General features: G+C 69.4%; 13 protein-coding genes. 6 read left to right on the top strand and 7 right to left on the bottom strand.

Annotation, left to right across the window (positions count from 1 at the left end; translation table 11 throughout):
* Positions 1-472: 472 nt before the first annotated feature.
* The 4 genes from P5F91_RS28395 (at position 473) to P5F91_RS28380 (ending at position 3,497) form a co-directional block, all read left to right on the top strand.
* On the top strand, positions 473-1,501 hold the full coding sequence (locus P5F91_RS28395; RefSeq protein WP_277908906.1) for a putative bifunctional lysylphosphatidylglycerol flippase/synthetase: 1,029 nt from the start codon (positions 473-475) through the stop codon (positions 1,499-1,501).
* A gap of 144 nt (positions 1,502-1,645) precedes the next feature.
* On the top strand, positions 1,646-2,035 hold the full coding sequence (locus P5F91_RS28390; protein WP_004272057.1) for an NADH:ubiquinone oxidoreductase subunit NDUFA12: 390 nt from the start codon (positions 1,646-1,648) through the stop codon (positions 2,033-2,035).
* 194 nt (positions 2,036-2,229) lie between these two features.
* The gene (gene mlaD, locus P5F91_RS28385) at positions 2,230-2,817 is read left to right on the top strand and encodes an outer membrane lipid asymmetry maintenance protein MlaD (protein WP_145608932.1); all 588 of its coding nucleotides are present in this window, start codon (positions 2,230-2,232) and stop codon (positions 2,815-2,817) included.
* Complete coding sequence (locus P5F91_RS28380; RefSeq protein WP_277908905.1) at positions 2,814-3,497, top strand: DUF2155 domain-containing protein; 684 nt, start codon at positions 2,814-2,816, stop codon at positions 3,495-3,497. The genes mlaD and P5F91_RS28380 overlap by 4 nt, the downstream gene beginning before the upstream one ends.
* On the opposite strand, the gene aat is transcribed toward P5F91_RS28380, so the two are convergent.
* The 6 genes from aat to P5F91_RS28350 form a co-directional block, all read right to left on the bottom strand.
* Complete coding sequence (gene aat / locus P5F91_RS28375) at positions 3,431-4,081, bottom strand: leucyl/phenylalanyl-tRNA--protein transferase (protein WP_145609092.1); 651 nt, start codon at positions 4,079-4,081, stop codon at positions 3,431-3,433. The genes P5F91_RS28380 and aat overlap by 67 nt on opposite strands.
* Positions 4,081-6,744 carry a DUF2339 domain-containing protein gene (locus P5F91_RS28370; protein WP_277908904.1) on the bottom strand — a complete coding sequence of 888 codons (2,664 nt, stop codon included), beginning with the start codon at positions 6,742-6,744 and terminating at the stop codon, positions 4,081-4,083. The genes aat and P5F91_RS28370 overlap by 1 nt, the downstream gene beginning before the upstream one ends.
* 140 nt (positions 6,745-6,884) lie before the next feature.
* Complete coding sequence (accC, locus tag P5F91_RS28365) at positions 6,885-8,234, bottom strand: acetyl-CoA carboxylase biotin carboxylase subunit (RefSeq protein ID WP_145609094.1); 1,350 nt, start codon at positions 8,232-8,234, stop codon at positions 6,885-6,887.
* A 19-nt stretch (positions 8,235-8,253) separates the two neighbouring features.
* Positions 8,254-8,709 carry an acetyl-CoA carboxylase biotin carboxyl carrier protein gene (accB, locus tag P5F91_RS28360; RefSeq protein WP_145608934.1) on the bottom strand — a complete coding sequence of 152 codons (456 nt, stop codon included), beginning with the start codon at positions 8,707-8,709 and terminating at the stop codon, positions 8,254-8,256.
* Between the two features lie 121 nt (positions 8,710-8,830).
* On the bottom strand, positions 8,831-9,289 hold the full coding sequence (gene aroQ / locus P5F91_RS28355) for a type II 3-dehydroquinate dehydratase (protein ID WP_145608935.1): 459 nt from the start codon (positions 9,287-9,289) through the stop codon (positions 8,831-8,833).
* 213 nt (positions 9,290-9,502) lie between these two features.
* On the bottom strand, positions 9,503-10,300 hold the full coding sequence (locus P5F91_RS28350) for a DsbA family protein (protein ID WP_145608936.1): 798 nt from the start codon (positions 10,298-10,300) through the stop codon (positions 9,503-9,505).
* A 270-nt stretch (positions 10,301-10,570) separates the two neighbouring features.
* On the opposite strand from P5F91_RS28350, the gene P5F91_RS28345 reads away from it, so the two are divergent.
* Entirely contained in the window at positions 10,571-11,575 is a 1,005-nt protein-coding gene (locus tag P5F91_RS28345; protein ID WP_211106829.1) for a DUF3369 domain-containing protein, read from the top strand.
* 84 nt (positions 11,576-11,659) lie between these two features.
* On the opposite strand, the gene P5F91_RS28340 is transcribed toward P5F91_RS28345, so the two are convergent.
* Positions 11,660-13,312 (bottom strand): M48 family metalloprotease, encoded by a 1,653-nt coding sequence (locus P5F91_RS28340; protein ID WP_246134213.1) that lies wholly within the window; start codon positions 13,310-13,312, stop codon positions 11,660-11,662.
* Between the two features lie 52 nt (positions 13,313-13,364).
* On the opposite strand from P5F91_RS28340, the gene P5F91_RS28335 reads away from it, so the two are divergent.
* Complete coding sequence (locus P5F91_RS28335) at positions 13,365-14,579, top strand: pyridoxal phosphate-dependent aminotransferase (RefSeq protein ID WP_277908903.1); 1,215 nt, start codon at positions 13,365-13,367, stop codon at positions 14,577-14,579.
* Positions 14,580-14,656 lie beyond the last annotated feature (77 nt).

Genomic DNA, 14,656 nt, shown 5'->3' with positions numbered 1-14,656 from the left:
CGCGACAGCACCCCTAGATGCTGTATGTCGGGGAAGCGTATGCCACCATGTTTCGACCATCAACGACATTTTGTGGTCTCTAAAGGGGAGGTGCATACCGGTTGTGGTTGACTCTTCGTACAGGGGGCGATTCTTCAACGAAACCGAGCCTTTCATGGTTTTGGCTCACCCTGGTTCGCAAGCTGAAGAATGCGTCCGGCCGCCCACTTCCCGGGCGGTGCGCCCGGCGGACCGGGAACACCCGGGGCGCCCCCGCGCTTTTGGGTTTCCAACCCCCCTGGAAGATGGCAGGGTGCCCCTCCGGCACCGCAGACGGTGCGGCGTCTTGGCCCTTGTCTTTTGAGAATCCCTGTCCCGAATGCCCCCTGAGCGCAGCCCAGACCAGCGCCCCGACCGACCGACTTATCATCACCCGGTGGTCATCAATCCGGCGGCGCGCGCCCCGGCGGGGGGAAAACCGGAAGGAAGCGCGGTGGATGACAAGGCGGCGGGCGGTGGCCAGGTGACTGGCGATGGGGCCAAGCCCAACTGGATGAAGCGCCTGACCACCCTGGTCACGGCCCTGGTGCTTGTGGGCCTGGTGGTGCTGGCCATCCGCCATGTCGCGCGCGACTTCCGCCCGGCGGAGGTCTGGGCCTATGTCCGGCTGCTGCCCTGGGCCAGCGTGGCACAGGCGGCGGGCCTGGTGGCCGGCGCTTACCTGGTGATGACGCTCTACGACGTATCCGCCCTTAAATACTTGGGCATCAAGCTACCCTACCGCACGGTGGGCTTCGGCAGCTTCGCCGGCTACGCCATTTCCAACAACGTCGGCTTCGCCGTCATCAGCGGCGGGTCGGTGCGCTATCGCGTCTATTCGGTGGCCGGCCTGTCGGCGGCGGACATCGCCAAGATCGTCGTCTTCTCCACCACCACCTTCACCCTGGGCATCACCTTCACCGGGGCGCTGGGGGTGGCCATCGGGCCGGAGGTGGGGGCCGGCCTGCTGAACGTGCCGGCCTGGCTGCTGCAGGGTGTTGCCGGCCTGGTGCTGGTGGGCCTGGGCGCCATGACGGTGGCGGCGGCGGTGACGCACAAGCCCGTGCGCCTATGGCGCTGGTCCTTCGCCCTGCCGTCCTCGGGCGTGATGCTGTCGCAGATCGTCATCGCGTCCCTGGAGATCCTGCTGTCGGCGGCGGCCCTGTGGACCCTGCTGCCGCCGGAGACGGGCGTGGGCTTCATGGAGTTCACCGCCCTGTTCTGCGCCGGCCTGGCCATCGCCATCGTCAGCCACGTGCCGGGCGGCCTGGGCGTGTTCGAAACCATCCTCCTGCTGGGCCTGCGCGACCACGGCCCTGCCGGCGGCGCCATCGGCGCCCTGCTGGCCTATCGATTCCTGTATTATGTCCTGCCCCTGGTCCTGGCCGGCATCCTGCTGCTGACCTGGGAAATCCGCGCCGACCATGGCCCCGTCGCCGCCTGGCGCCGCTGGCGGGCGCGCAAGGCCGGCCGATCCCAATAGACGTCACGCGGGGGAGCTACCCGCTGGCTGCGGCCCCTCAGCGTATGGACGCGGGGGGCCGAAACTGCCATAGTCCGGCCGGTCCGTTTCGGGGGGCCCGCTGCCAGGCGCTTGGCCCTGTTCACACTTTTCTGGTTTTGGCCCATGACCCAACGCATCTCCATCCTGACCTGGCTGTCCCAACTGTCGATCCGCCTGCTGATTTCCCGGCGGGGTGAGCTGGTGGGCACCGACCGGTTCGGCAACCGTTACTTCCGGGAAAAGAAGGCGCGTCCGGGCATGAAGGTGCGCCGCTGGGTGCTGTTCGCGGGTGAGCCCGAGGCGTCGGCCGTCCCGGCCGAGTGGCACGGCTGGCTGCACTACTCCATGGAACAGCCCCTGCCGGAGAACAGCGCCTACCACAAGCCGTGGGTGAAGCCGCACGAGGCCAACCAGACCGGCACCGTGGACGCGTACCGTCCGCCCGGTCACACCTATGAAGGTGGCCACCGCGCCGCCGCCACCGGCGATTACGAGCCCTGGACCCCCGCGTAAGGGACGCCGGCCTGCAGGATGCGCGGCGTATCGCCGACGGTGACGCCGCCCCGACGTCGTGACAGGTTGGATGACAGGGCTGGGGACCGGGCAGTGGCACCGGTGTCCCCCCGACAGGCGTCGGCCAAGGCCCCTCCCGGGGCCTTGCGTCTTTCCGGACCTGTCCTATTTCTAGAGTTTTCCAGAGGAAGCGAATGCGCAGCAATGTGATCGAGACCGTGCTGGGGGCCGTCGTCCTGGTGGTGGCGGCGTTCTTCCTCTATTTCGCCTACACGACGGCCAATATCCGTGCCGTGTCGGGCTATGCCCTGCAGGCACGCTTCGCCAGCACCGGCGGCTTGACAGCCGGCAGCGACGTGCGCATCAGCGGCGTCAAGGTGGGCTCGGTCACCAAAGCTTATCTTGATCCCAAGACCTACCAGGCCGTGATCGAGATGCAGATCGACAACCAGGTGAAGCTGCCCGAGGACACCAGCGCCGGCATCGCGTCCGAAAGCCTGCTGGGCGGCAAGTTCCTGAACCTGCAGCCCGGTGGCGAGGAAGAGATGCTGAAGCCTGGCGGGCGCATCCAGTACACCCAGTCGGCGGTGAACCTGGAAGATCTGCTGGGCCGCTTCATCTTCAGCGCTGGCGGCAACAACGCCAACAAGGGCGGCGACGGCCAAGGTCAGCAGAATCAGGGCCAGCCCGCACAGCCGGCCCCGCAGGGGCAGCAGCCCGCCCAGACCCAGCAACCCAAGGCCGACCCGTCCAAGGGGCTGCTGAACGGCGGCGGCAAATGAGCCAGCGCCGCCTGCTGATGGCGGCGGCCTCGTGCCTGGTGCTGGCCGCCGCGGCCGGCGCCTGGGCCCAGAACGCGTCCCAGAACCCGCCTGCGGGTAACGCCCCCACCATTCCAGGCACGCCGCCGGCCCCACCGGCGGTGATTCCGGATCAGAAAAAGTCCGGCGACCAGGCTCCGGAGGAGCAGCCGCCCACCAGCCAGCCGGTGACCGGCCCCGGCGCCGCCGGCCAGCCGCCGCAGCAGGCGCCGGCGGAGGGGGCCGCCGCAGTCCCGGCCGAGGGCGCTGCCTCGCCGGTGACACCGCTGCCGCCCCTGCCGCCGCAGCCGGCCGTGGCGCGCACCTTCGAGGACATGAAGATCGCCGTGCTGGGTGGCCTGGACAAGGTGACGGGCCGCGTCTCCACCGTGGAGATCGCGGTGGGCCAGAGCGGCCGCTTCGGGCAGCTGACGGTGGCCGCCCGCGCCTGTCGCAAGACCACGCCCATCGAGGAACCGGAATCGGCCGCCTTCCTGGACATCGTGGAGGCCAAGCCGGACGATCCGGCGGCCAAGGTCTTCACCGGCTGGATGTTTGCCTCCAGCCCGGCCCTGTCGGCAATGGAAGACCCCGTCTATGACGTCTGGGTGGTGGACTGCAAAAACCCGGCGACCAAGGCGCCCTCGTCTAAGCCGCAGTGAAACCGGGCTGGCCGGGGCAGCGCCCGGGCCAGCCGCGCCTGATACTCTGCGCGGGGAATTTCCACCGCGCCGAACTGCGACAGGTGGGTGGTGACGAACTGCGTGTCCAGCAGGCTGTAGCCGCCGGCGCGCAGGCGGGCCACCAGGTGGACCAGGGCCACCTTGCTGGCGTCCGTCTCGCGCGAGAACATGCTCTCCCCGAAGAATGCCCCGCCAATGGACACGCCGTAGAGGCCGCCCACCAGCCGGCCTTCGCGCCGGCATTCCACGGAATGGGCATGGCCCTGGCGATGCAGGGCGACGTAGGCCTCCAGGATCTGGGCGTTGATCCAGGTGTCCGGCCGATCGGTGGTGGATTCGCCGCAGGCCCGCATCACCCCTTCGAAGTCGGTGTCGACGCTGACCTGGAAGCGCCCCTGGCGCACGGTGCGCAGCAGGCGGCGCGGTGCGTGGAAGCCGTCCAAGGGCAGGATCCCCCGCTCCGGCGGGTCGAACCAGAAGATTTCGTCGTCATCGGCGGATTCCGCCATGGGAAAGACGCCCATGGCGTAGGCGCGCAGCAGCAGTTCCGGTGTCAGGCGCATCACGGTGTCTCACCTGGCGTTGGATTGGCCGGCGCCCGTGCCGGTGCGAACACCACCCGCTGGTAGACGTAGCCGATGCCCATGAGGCACAGGCCCAGGCCAAGGAAGGACAGGATGCGCAAGAGGCCGGTCAGGTCGGCCATATCGGACAGGAAGACCTTCAGCACCGTCACCAGCAGCACGGCCAGCGAGGCATAGCGCAGGTCCGCCCGGCGTGTGCGCACCCCCAGCGCCAGCAGGACCAGGGCGAAGGCCAGCCAGGCGGCGGAATAGCTGTACCACTCCGCGTCCGTGCGCTCGCCGCCATGGGCCCACAGGGTCAGGGTGCTGCCGTGGAAGGCCTGGCGCACCTCCAGCGACACCCAGGTGAACGCCAGGACCAGCACCAGGATGACCAGGGCGCGGCGGGCCAGTCCGGCTTCCCGCCGCCAAGCCGCCAGGCCAAACAGCAGGGCGGGCAGGGCGTAGACCAGCAGCAGCAGGTTGAACACCGGCCAGGGCCCCACCGGCTCCACCGCCCACAGGGGGTTCAGCACGCCCAGCTGCACCAGCACCACCTGGGCCGCCGCCACCCGTACCAGGATGCGGGCACCCCAATGGGCGACGGGGTGTGCCACGGGCCCTGCGGCGCTGCCGGCCCGCCCGGTCAGCACCAGCGCCACCGCCAGGAACAGCACGCTGCGGAGGCTGGTGGGCAACAGGGCGAAGGGATCGCTGGCCAGGCTACCGGTCTGCATGACCTGGATTTCCAGGCAGGCGAACAGCAGGCCCAGCACCAGGGCCGCCGCCGCCAGCCCCTGCGCCGGCCGGTCGTCCCGCCGCTGCCGCAACAGCCAGGCGCCGGCAGCGCAGGCCAGCGCCGGCACGCCATAGCCCCACAGCAGCCAGTTGAGGGGCGAGGTGCCGTTCAGCGGATAGTCCAGCAGCCAGGGGTTCAGGGTGAGGCGTGCCACCACCACGACAGCCACGGCCACCGCCCCGCGCCGCAAGGCATTGGCCAGCGGGGCGGCCAGGGGGGCGGCCGTCGTGCGGCTTTCGATCAGCGCCGCTGCCGGCACCAGCAGCGACACCGCCGCCGTCAGCCACGAGGTACGCAGCAGGGCGGCCAGCGCCAACCCAGCCAGGGCCAAGGCCGCCAGCACGAAGGCGCCGGGCACGGGCTGCGGCCGGTCCGCCTGCCCCGCCCAGGCGGCGGCCCAGGCCATGCTGGCGCTCAGCGCCATGGCCACCCCCGCCCAGGCGAGGTCGGGCAGGACGCCAGTATGATCGAAGGTCCAGCCGGCCCAGGCCAGCCCCACCAGGGGCAGGGCGGCACCCCAAGCCCAGGCCCGGGGCAGGCGGTGCGTGCCGGTCAGGGCCCGCAGCCCTGCCGCCGCGAAGCCCAGGCCGAAGGCGGCGGCCACGCCCAGCTGGACGGGGTAGGACAGGCCGGCGGTGCGCACGGTATAGCCCTGGGCCAATGCCAGCGTGGCCAGCAGGGCGGCGATGGGCGCCAGCGCCTCCGTCACCTCCGGCCTGTGGGACGGCGCGCGCGCGGCGGCGACGGCCAGCAGGGCCAGGGCCGCCAGCCCGGCCACGCCAGCGGCGTCATAGTCCGTGGCCACCAGCAACAACCAATCCAGCACCATGGGCAGGCCGCCTAGGGCGGCGACAACCCAGGCATCGGTGACAACCGGCCGCTCCCGCCGCAGGTCCAGCAGGCCGAAGCCCAGCCCGGCGGCGGACAAGGCCACCAGGAACAGGACGATGGGCGTGGCTTCCACGGTATGCGCGGCGGCGGTGACCACCCATAACGCCGCCCCGGCCAGCACGGGCAGGCCCAGCCAGGCGGCCGGCAGGCGCCAGCTTACGGCCAGGGTGGCGGTATTCAGCAGGGCCAGATAGCCGAACAGGGCCCAGGCGGAGGGGTGGTCGCTGGGCACCAGGGCGGGCACGGCCAGGCCGCCGCCCAGGCCCAGCAGGGCGATGAAGGCGCCGGGGGACAGCCCGTCGCCCCCGCCATGGCGCAGGGCCAGCAGGAAAGCCACGGCCGACAGGGCGCCCAGGCCGGCGAAGGCGGCGCCGGGGCCGATCAGCCCGTGCAGGGCGTGCGCGGCGTAGACGCAGGCGAAGGCGATGGCAAGGCCCGCCGCCGTCAGGGCCGCGGGGATGGAGGCGGCGGACAGGGGCGCCTCGGTCGTGGTCGTGTCCCCGGCGCGGCCGCGCATCACGTCACCGGCGATAACGAGGGCCGCGCCGAACAGGCCGCCCAGGGTCAGGCGCACGGCGGGGCCCAGCAGGCCCTGGTCCACGGCATATTTGGCCAGGAACACGCCGGCCAGCGCCACGGCCAGCGCACCCAGCCACACCAGCCAGCGCGTGCCCAGCGCCTGTTCCAGCGACGGGGCGGCGGGCCGGGAAGCGGGCTGGAGAACGGCTTTGGGAATGGGCGTCGGCGGCGGTGGGGCGACTGGGCTGGGCGGCGGGACGGAGGCCGGGAGGGTGGGGGCGGGCGGCGGCGCCACCGCAGGCTGGACGGATGGGTCACCCCCCTCCAGGTGGCTCAACCGGCGGGTCAGCGACTCCAGCCGGGCGTTCACCTCCGCCAGACGGCGCTCCGACTTTTCACTACGGATCAGGGCCCACAGGGCTACCATCAGGGCGATGAAGACAAGAAAGGCCATGCCGGTCCCAGGGTCGCGCTCAGTGACAGGAAGGGTAGTGCATTTCCCCGGTCCGTGCAGGCCCGGAAACGCGACGGGCCCGGGACCGACCGTCACGGTCGCTCCCGGGCCCGCGCTGAAGCGATGCCGAAGGATGAAAATCAGCCGGCGGGCTGGTTCTTCATCCATTCCTCCAGCCAGCGGATGTCATAGTCGCCGTTGATGAAGTCCGGCTGGGCGATGATGCGCTGGTGCAGGGGCAGGGTGGTGTCGATGCCGCCGATGACGAATTCCTCGATGGCGCGGCGCAGGCGCATTAGACACTCGTTACGGCTGTTCCCGTGGACGATCAGCTTGGCGATCATGCTGTCATAGTGCGGCGGCACGCGATAGCCATCGTAGAGGGCGCTGTCAACGCGCACGCCCAGGCCGCCCGGGGCGTGGTAGCCGTCGATCTTGCCCGGGCTGGGGGCGAAGGTCACCGGGTTCTCAGCGTTCACGCGGCATTCGATGGAATGGCCGTTGAACTTGATGTCGTCCTGGCCGTAGCCCAACGGTGCGCCGGTGGCCACACGGATCTGCTCACGCACCAGGTCGACGCCGGTGACCATCTCGCTGATGGTGTGCTCAATCTGCAGGCGGGTGTTCATCTCGATGAAGTAGAACTGCCCGTTCTCGTACAGGAACTCCATCGTGCCGACGCCGCGATAGCCGAAGGCCGCCGCCGTCTTGGCTGCCAGGTTGCCGATGAAGGCGCGCTCTTCCGCGTTCAGCGCCGGCGACGGCGCCTCTTCCACCACCTTCTGGTGGCGGCGCTGGATGGAGCAATCACGCTCGCCGAAATGCACCACGGTACCGTGGTGGTCGCCCAGCAGCTGGATTTCGATGTGGCGCGGCTTAGCCAGGTACTTTTCCATGTAGACTTGGTCGTTGCCGAAGGCGGCGCGCGCCTCGCCCCGGGCCAGCTGATAGGCCTCCCGCAGCTCGGACTCGCTCCAGGCCACCTTCATGCCCTTGCCGCCACCGCCGGCCGCCGCCTTGATCAGGACGGGGTACCCGATGCGGCTGGCGTTCACTAGGGCCGCTTCCACCGTCTCCACCGGGCCGTCGGAACCGGGGACGACCGGCAGGCCCAGGTCCAGCACCGTGCGCTTGGCCGTGACCTTGTCGCCCATGATGCGGATGTGTTCCGGGGACGGGCCGATCCAGGCGAAGCCGTGCTCCTCCACCATCTGCGCGAACTGCGCGTTCTCGGACATGAAGCCGATGCCGGGGTGGATGGCGTCCGCCCCGGTGATGGCCGCCGCCGACAGGATGGCCGGAATGTTCAGGTAGCTTTCCTTGGCCGAGGGCGGGCCGATGCACACGCTCTCGTCCGCCAGGCGGACGTGCATGGCGTCGGCGTCGGCGGTGGAATGCACCGCCACGGTTTTAATGCCCATCTCGCGGCAGGCGCGGTGGATGCGAAGCGCGATCTCGCCGCGATTGGCGATCAGGACCTTTTCGAACAGGCCGCCCATGGTCAAACCCTCACTCGATGATCAGCAGGACTTCGCCGTATTCGACCGGCTGGGCGTCGCCAACCTGGATCTGGGTCACGGTGCCGGCCTTGGTCGCCTTGATCGGGTTCATGACCTTCATGGCCTCGATGATCAGCAGGGTCTGGCCCACCTTCACCGCGTCACCGACCTTCACGAAGGTGCCGGCGCCCGGCTCCGGTGCCAGGTAGGCGGTGCCGACCATGGGGGACTTCACCGCACCCGGGTGCTGGGCCGGGGGCACGGCGGCCACCGGGGCCGCGGCGGGGGCGGCAGCCGCCACCGGGGCGGCGGCCACGGCGACCGGGGCCACGGCGGCGGCTGGTGCCGCGCGGGACAGGCGGATGCGCTTTTCGCCTTCCGCGTATTCGATTTCGGTGAGACCGGTCTCGCCGAGAAGCTCGGCCAACTTGCGGACGAATTCGCTGTCGAGTTCGAAGGTCGCCATTGTCATGATCCTGGGTACTGGGCTGCGGTTAAGCCGCCGATGGGTCGATCGATTTGTTGGGTTAGGCCGGTTGCCCGTAGGTGCTGCGCCGGTGCCGGCGTTACGGTTGCCCTGTCACGGGTCACGCGGGTGGTGGGCTGTCGATCAGGCGGGCCGCCGCCTGCAGCGCCAGCAGGTAACCCTGCGAGCCGAAGCCGCAGATGACGCCCTTCGCGACCGGCGACACATAGGAATGATGCCGGAACGGCTCGCGCCGGAAGATATTGCTCAAATGCACCTCGACCACCGGCAGGCCCACGGCGCTCAGCGCGTCGTGGATGGCGATGGATGTATGTGTGTACGCGCCGGCGTTCAGGATGATGGCGTCGTGTTCGCCACGGGACTCCTGAATCCAGGTGACCAGTTCGCCCTCATGGTTGGACTGGCGGAAATCGACCTCCAGGCCCAGGCGCGCGGCCGTCTCCTGGCAGGCGTTCTCGATATCCTCCAGCGTCTCCGCGCCATAGATGTGCGGCTCGCGAATCCCCAGCATGTTGAGGTTCGGACCGTTCAGGATCAGGACGGAGGGCGCGATGGCCAAGGATGTATCGCCTTTGCGTACGTACGTCTCAAAAACCGAACGTGGGGGGGTATGCGTCCCCCGCGCGCCGTTCGTCGAAGGGCGCTTTATAACACGGGCAGCAGCGGGGGCAAGAATCCACGCACACATGCGGCGGGGACCGCCCATGCGCCCCGCTGTCCGCCTATCGCCCAGAAAACCGGCCTGACGCCTGCTGGCGTGACCGATCGGGGATCAGCTCTTGGCGCTGCGGGCCTTGGCGAACAGATCCTTGAAGGCGTCGGCGCCGATGGCGCCCGGCACCAGGGTGTTGCCGATGACGAAGCCCGGCGTGCCGTGGATGTTCAGCGCGTCGGCCAGCGCCAGGTTGGCGTCGATCTCCTTCTGCACCGCTGGGGACTCCATGTCCTTGGCCAGGCGGTCGGTGTCGGCGCCGGCGTCCTTGGCGATGGACAGGATGCGGTCCTTGTCCAGCTTGCCGGTGGCGGCCATCAGCGCCGCGTGCACGGTGTCGTACTTGCCCTGCATGTTGGCGGCCAGGGCGGCCTTGGCGGCGATGACCGACGCCGGGCCCAGGATGGGGAATTCCTTGTAGACGATGCGGACCTTGCCGTCCTTCTTGATGGCGGCGTCCATCTCCGGCTGGGTGTGCTTGCAGTAGCCGCACTGGTAGTCGAAGAACTCCACCATCGTCACGTCGCCCTTCAAGTTGCCGCCCGCGGGAGAGGTCTTGGAGGCGAACAGCTCATCCTTGTGCTTCACCAGCGCGTCGGCGGCGGCCTTGGCCTCTTCCGCCTCGCTCTTGTCCTGCAGGGCCTGCACCGCCTCGGCGATCACCTCGGGATGGGCCAGAAGGTAGTCGTGGACGATCTGTTCCACCTGCGCCTTGTCGTAGGGGCCCTTGTCGGCCACCGGCCTGTCACTCATCGGTTTGTCGCCCATCGGTTTGTCAGCGGCGAAGACGGGGCTGACGACCGCCAGGCCGGCGAGCGCCACGGTGGCGTAGAGGGTGGCGGCGATGGTACGCGACATCGAGACGAACTCCGGTTTGCGGCCCGAACCTTCGGGGAACGGTGAAGGCCGGCAGCATGGACCAGCCGGCGGCGGGGCGCAATGCCGCAAGCCTTGGCGGGACCCGGGTGCGGCGTCGTGCGCGAACCGGCCGCCGCCTACGTTTGTAGGCTACCTATCGTCGCGCTTGCCAGGGCCGCGGCGCTGTGCGGTCATGGACAGGCCCGGGTCACGAGGGACCGCGCCGGCGGGGATGCGCTTCCGCGCCCGGGCACGACGGTGGGGTTGGCCATGACCATGGCGGATGATGACGACGATTTCCTGTTCCAGGACGAGGAAGAGGACGAGGCCGACGAGGTCTCGGAACTGGTTCCGGGCATGCCGCCCTGGCAGGTGCTGATCGTCGACGATGATCCCGAGGTCCATGCCATGACCCGACTGGTCATGCGCAAGTTCGCGTTCCAGGGCCGCGGCCTGGCCTTCATCTCCGCCTATTCCGCCGCCGAGGCGCTGGAGGTCATGAAGGGGGAACACGACATCGCCATGATCCTGCTGGACGTGGTGATGGAAAGCGACGACGCGGGCCTGAAGCTGGTGCCCCGCATCCGTGACGAGCTGGGCAACCGGGCGGTGCGCATCATCCTGCGCACGGGCCAGCCGGGCCAGGCGCCGGAAGATGCGGTGATCGCCGGCTATGACGTGAACGACTACAAGGCCAAGACGGAACTGACCGCGCGCAAGCTGGTCACCGCCACCATCACGGCGCTGCGGGCCTACCACCATATCCGCACGCTGGAACGCTCCTGCCTGGGCATGGAACGGGTGGCGGGCCTGGGGCTGTGCCAGATGGCCCTGTCCGGCCCGTCCTCGGCGGCGGCCGCCGCGCTGGACCAGATGGCCGAGGTGCTGGAGCAGCCGGCGGATGGCCTGTTCTGCGTCATCTATGGCGCCGACCGGCTGTCGGCGCGCATCCTGGCGGGGCGCGGGCGCTATCAGGACGCGGCCGGCCATCCCCTGGCCACCGTGGCCGATACCGGCGCCCTGGCCACGGCCTTGCGCAGCCCCGGCGACCTGCGGCACGAGTTCACCGACGACGCCATGACGCTGGCCTGGCCGCTGACTCCCCAGGCCTCCAGCGGCGGTGGCGCCCATGCCGGGGCGGTCGCCATGCTGCATCTGCATCTGGCGCGCCCCCTGGATGAGATCGCGCGCCGGCTGGCCCTGCTGATGATGATGCGCATCGCCGATGCGCTGGTCACCGCCTGGGCCCTGGAACAGGCGCGCGACCCCGCCTGACAGGCCCCAGTGAACTGGGCAGTTGGGCTTTGGCGGCGCGGCAAGCCCGCTGCGGTGACTGAAAAAGAAAGCGGCGGATAAGGATCAGCGCCCGCCGGGTTGTGGACCGCCACGGCCCGCGCCGCCCAAGGGCGGTCCCACCATCGGGCCCCCCAGCGGGGTTCCCGTCCCCAACGTGCCCAGGCCCGTGGGGCCGCTGCCGATGGTGGTGGCGTTGGGCAGGTCGGCGACACTGGGAAAGCCCGCCCCGATGGCGGAGATTCCGCCGGTGGACAGCGCGTCTTCCGGCATGCGCCCGGTGGAGATGATGGGCGTGTCGGGCGAGGCCAGGCCGCTGCTGGGCGCTAGTTGCGGACGCATGTTGTGCGGCAGGCGACTTTCCACCAGCACGCGGATGTCCTGGGCCCGCACCCAGTCGGGCGACCCGGCCGGCAGCATCTGCTCAGCCCGGTCGGCGTGATAGCGGGCGGCGCGGATATCGCCCCGGGCCAAAGCCTCTTCCGCGCGGGCATAGGCCAGCTGCGGCGCCATGTCGGCGCGGGCGTAGGCGCTGGCCAGCAACAGCCATGTCAGCTCCACCAACGGCTCATCCCGGGCGGAGGAGCGCAGGACATCGATGGCCTCGCGCACCAGCTTATCATCGCCGGCCTCCAGCAGGGCGTGGCCCAGGGCCATGCGCAGCTGGGCGCTGTCGGGGGCATACTTGACGGCGTTGCGGTAGGGGTCGACCGCTTCCTTGGCGCGGCCGTTCTCGAACAGGATCTGGCCCTTCAGCTCATAGAAGTAAGGATTCTTCGGTTCCTGCTCGATCAGGCCGTCGACGATCTTCAGGCCCTTGTTGATGTCGCCCACCTGGTAATAGGCGATGGACCGGGCGTAGCGCGCCGGGACGCTGGTATCACTCTCAGGATACTTGCGCAGGGCCAGGTCGGGATGGATGAAGCCGTACAGCTTGGCCCGCATGCGCTGGTGCATGTCGTAATAGGCCGAGGGCATCTTGGCGTTGGTGAATTTCGAGATGTGGTCGACGAAGTTCTCGATGTATTCGACGCGGTTCTTGGTCAGCGGGTGGGTCATCAGGAACTCCACCTGCTTGGTCTGCGGCAGGCCGGCGTCCTGGCGGCGCAGCTTCTCCATGAACTCCAGCATGCCCTTGGACGAATAGCCGTTGGCCTCCATGTAGGACAGGCCGGCCTCGTCCGCCGACGCCTCCTGCGCGCGGCTGAAGGCGAAGAAGGACCGGGCGCCCAGTTCCTGCGCGCCGGCGATGCCGCCCATGGCGGCACCACCACCATCGCCCCGACGCGTGCCGCCGATGGCCGCCGCCACGCTCAGCAGCGTGGCCAGGGTGGACAGGATGACGGCGTTCTCGATGGCGTCGCGTGAGCGCACCTGGTGGCCGCCGGCCATGTGGCCGGTTTCGTGGGCCATGACGCCAATCAGCTGTTCCGGCGTGTCGGCCGCCATGATCAGGCCGGTGTTGACGAACATGTTCTGGCCGCCCGCTACGAAGGCGTTCAGCTCGTCATCATTGACCAGGACCAGGGTGACCGCGTCGGGAACGATACCGGCCGCGCGGAAGATGGGGGTGGCGAAGACGCGCAGCGTGTGCTCGATTTCCGCGTCACGCACCAGGTTGATGCCGCGGTCCTGGGCCAGCACCGGCTCCACGGCCAGGGCCGAGGACAGCAGGCTGACCAGGATCAGGCGGGCAAGGCGGCGCGGTCGCAAGAACATTGTCAATTCCATCGGCGGTGCCGTCGATACCCGAACAGGCGAGCGGTAAGGTATGATCCCTACATACTCCAAGGATGAATTTCCACGCGCGGCGAGGCGCCCGGCTGTCGCTATACGCGCCAGCACCATCTCTCCCTTCATGGTGATGGAGGTGCTGCGCGCCGCCAACGCACGGCAGGCCGCCGGCGGCGACGTCCTGCATCTGGAAATAGGCCAGCCGTCCACCCCGGCACCGAAGGGGGTGATCGCCGCGGCCGCCCACGCCCTGGCCGCCGATCGCCTAGCCTACACCGATGCCCTGGGCCTGCCAGCCTTGAGAGAGGGCATAGCACGTTGGTACCAAGATCGCCATGGGATGGTGATTTCCCCAGACCGGGTGGTGGTGACCACGGGGTCGTCCGGCGCCTTCCTCCTGGCCTTCCTGGCGGCCTTCGACCCGGGCGACCGCGTGGCCCTGGCGGCCCCGGGATATCCCGCCTACCGCAACATCCTGAAGACGGCCGGCCTGGTGCCGGTGGAGCTGCCCACCGGGCCCGAGACGCGCTTCCAGCCCACGCCCGCCTTGCTGGACGGCCTGCTGGCGCAGGGCGGGGGACCCATCCGGGGGCTGATCGTGGCCAGCCCCTCCAACCCCACCGGCACCATGCTGGCCCCCGCCGCCATGGCCGCCCTGGGCGACTGGTGCCGCCGCCATGGCGTCTGGCTCATTTCCGATGAAATCTATCACGGCATCGAGTACGGCACGGTGCCGGCGGCCACGGCGCTGGCGGTGGACGGGGGGGAAGGCGCCATCACCATCAACAGCTTCTCCAAATACTTTTCCATGACCGGCTGGCGCCTGGGCTGGGCGGTGGTGCCGGAGCGGCTGGTGCGGTCGGTGGAATGCCTGGCGCAGAACCTCTACATCTCCCCGCCCACCTTGTCGCAGCACGCGGCGGCGGCGGCCTTCGACTGCGTGGAAGAGCTGGAGGGCCATGTCGCGCGCTACCGCCGCAACCGCGACATCCTGCTGGACCTGCTGCCCGCCGCCGGATTCGGCAAGCTGGCACCGGCCGACGGCGCCTTTTTCATCTATGCCGACATTTCCGACCGCACGGATGATTCCCAGGCCTTCTGCACCCGTCTGCTGAATGAGACGGGGGTCGCCCTGACCCCGGGGGTGGATTTCGACCCCCTGCGCGGCCATCACACCGTACGCATCAGCTTCGCCGGCGCCGAGTCCGAGATGGTGGAGGCCGCGCGCCTCCTCAAGGCCTGGCGGGCATAACACAAAAGGCCGGTCAGCAGCGGTGCTGACCGGCCCTTCGGCACTTCAACCTTCATGAGGAATGCTCGGGTGGGCGG

This window comes from Nitrospirillum amazonense (assembly GCF_029594735.1).
Classification (GTDB): domain Bacteria; phylum Pseudomonadota; class Alphaproteobacteria; order Azospirillales; family Azospirillaceae; genus Nitrospirillum; species Nitrospirillum amazonense.
The sequence above is the reverse complement of the archived record's forward strand: the minus strand, read 5'-3'. Positions and strand labels throughout refer to the sequence as shown.

Excerpts from the sequence above, each read along its gene's own strand:
- P5F91_RS28390 (WP_004272057.1), top strand. The coding sequence starts at position 1,646 with ATGACCCAACGCATCTCCATCCTGACCTGGCTGTCCCAACTGTCGATC.
- mlaD (WP_145608932.1), top strand. The coding sequence starts at position 2,230 with ATGCGCAGCAATGTGATCGAGACCGTGCTGGGGGCCGTCGTCCTGGTG.
- P5F91_RS28380 (WP_277908905.1), top strand. The coding sequence starts at position 2,814 with ATGAGCCAGCGCCGCCTGCTGATGGCGGCGGCCTCGTGCCTGGTGCTG.
- aat (WP_145609092.1), bottom strand. The coding sequence starts at position 4,081 with ATGCGCCTGACACCGGAACTGCTGCTGCGCGCCTACGCCATGGGCGTC.
- P5F91_RS28370 (WP_277908904.1), bottom strand. The coding sequence starts at position 6,744 with ATGGCCTTTCTTGTCTTCATCGCCCTGATGGTAGCCCTGTGGGCCCTG.
- accB (WP_145608934.1), bottom strand. The coding sequence starts at position 8,709 with ATGGCGACCTTCGAACTCGACAGCGAATTCGTCCGCAAGTTGGCCGAG.
- P5F91_RS28350 (WP_145608936.1), bottom strand. The coding sequence starts at position 10,300 with ATGTCGCGTACCATCGCCGCCACCCTCTACGCCACCGTGGCGCTCGCC.
- P5F91_RS28345 (WP_211106829.1), top strand. The coding sequence starts at position 10,571 with ATGACCATGGCGGATGATGACGACGATTTCCTGTTCCAGGACGAGGAA.
- P5F91_RS28340 (WP_246134213.1), bottom strand. The coding sequence starts at position 13,312 with ATGTTCTTGCGACCGCGCCGCCTTGCCCGCCTGATCCTGGTCAGCCTG.
- P5F91_RS28335 (WP_277908903.1), top strand. The coding sequence starts at position 13,365 with ATGATCCCTACATACTCCAAGGATGAATTTCCACGCGCGGCGAGGCGC.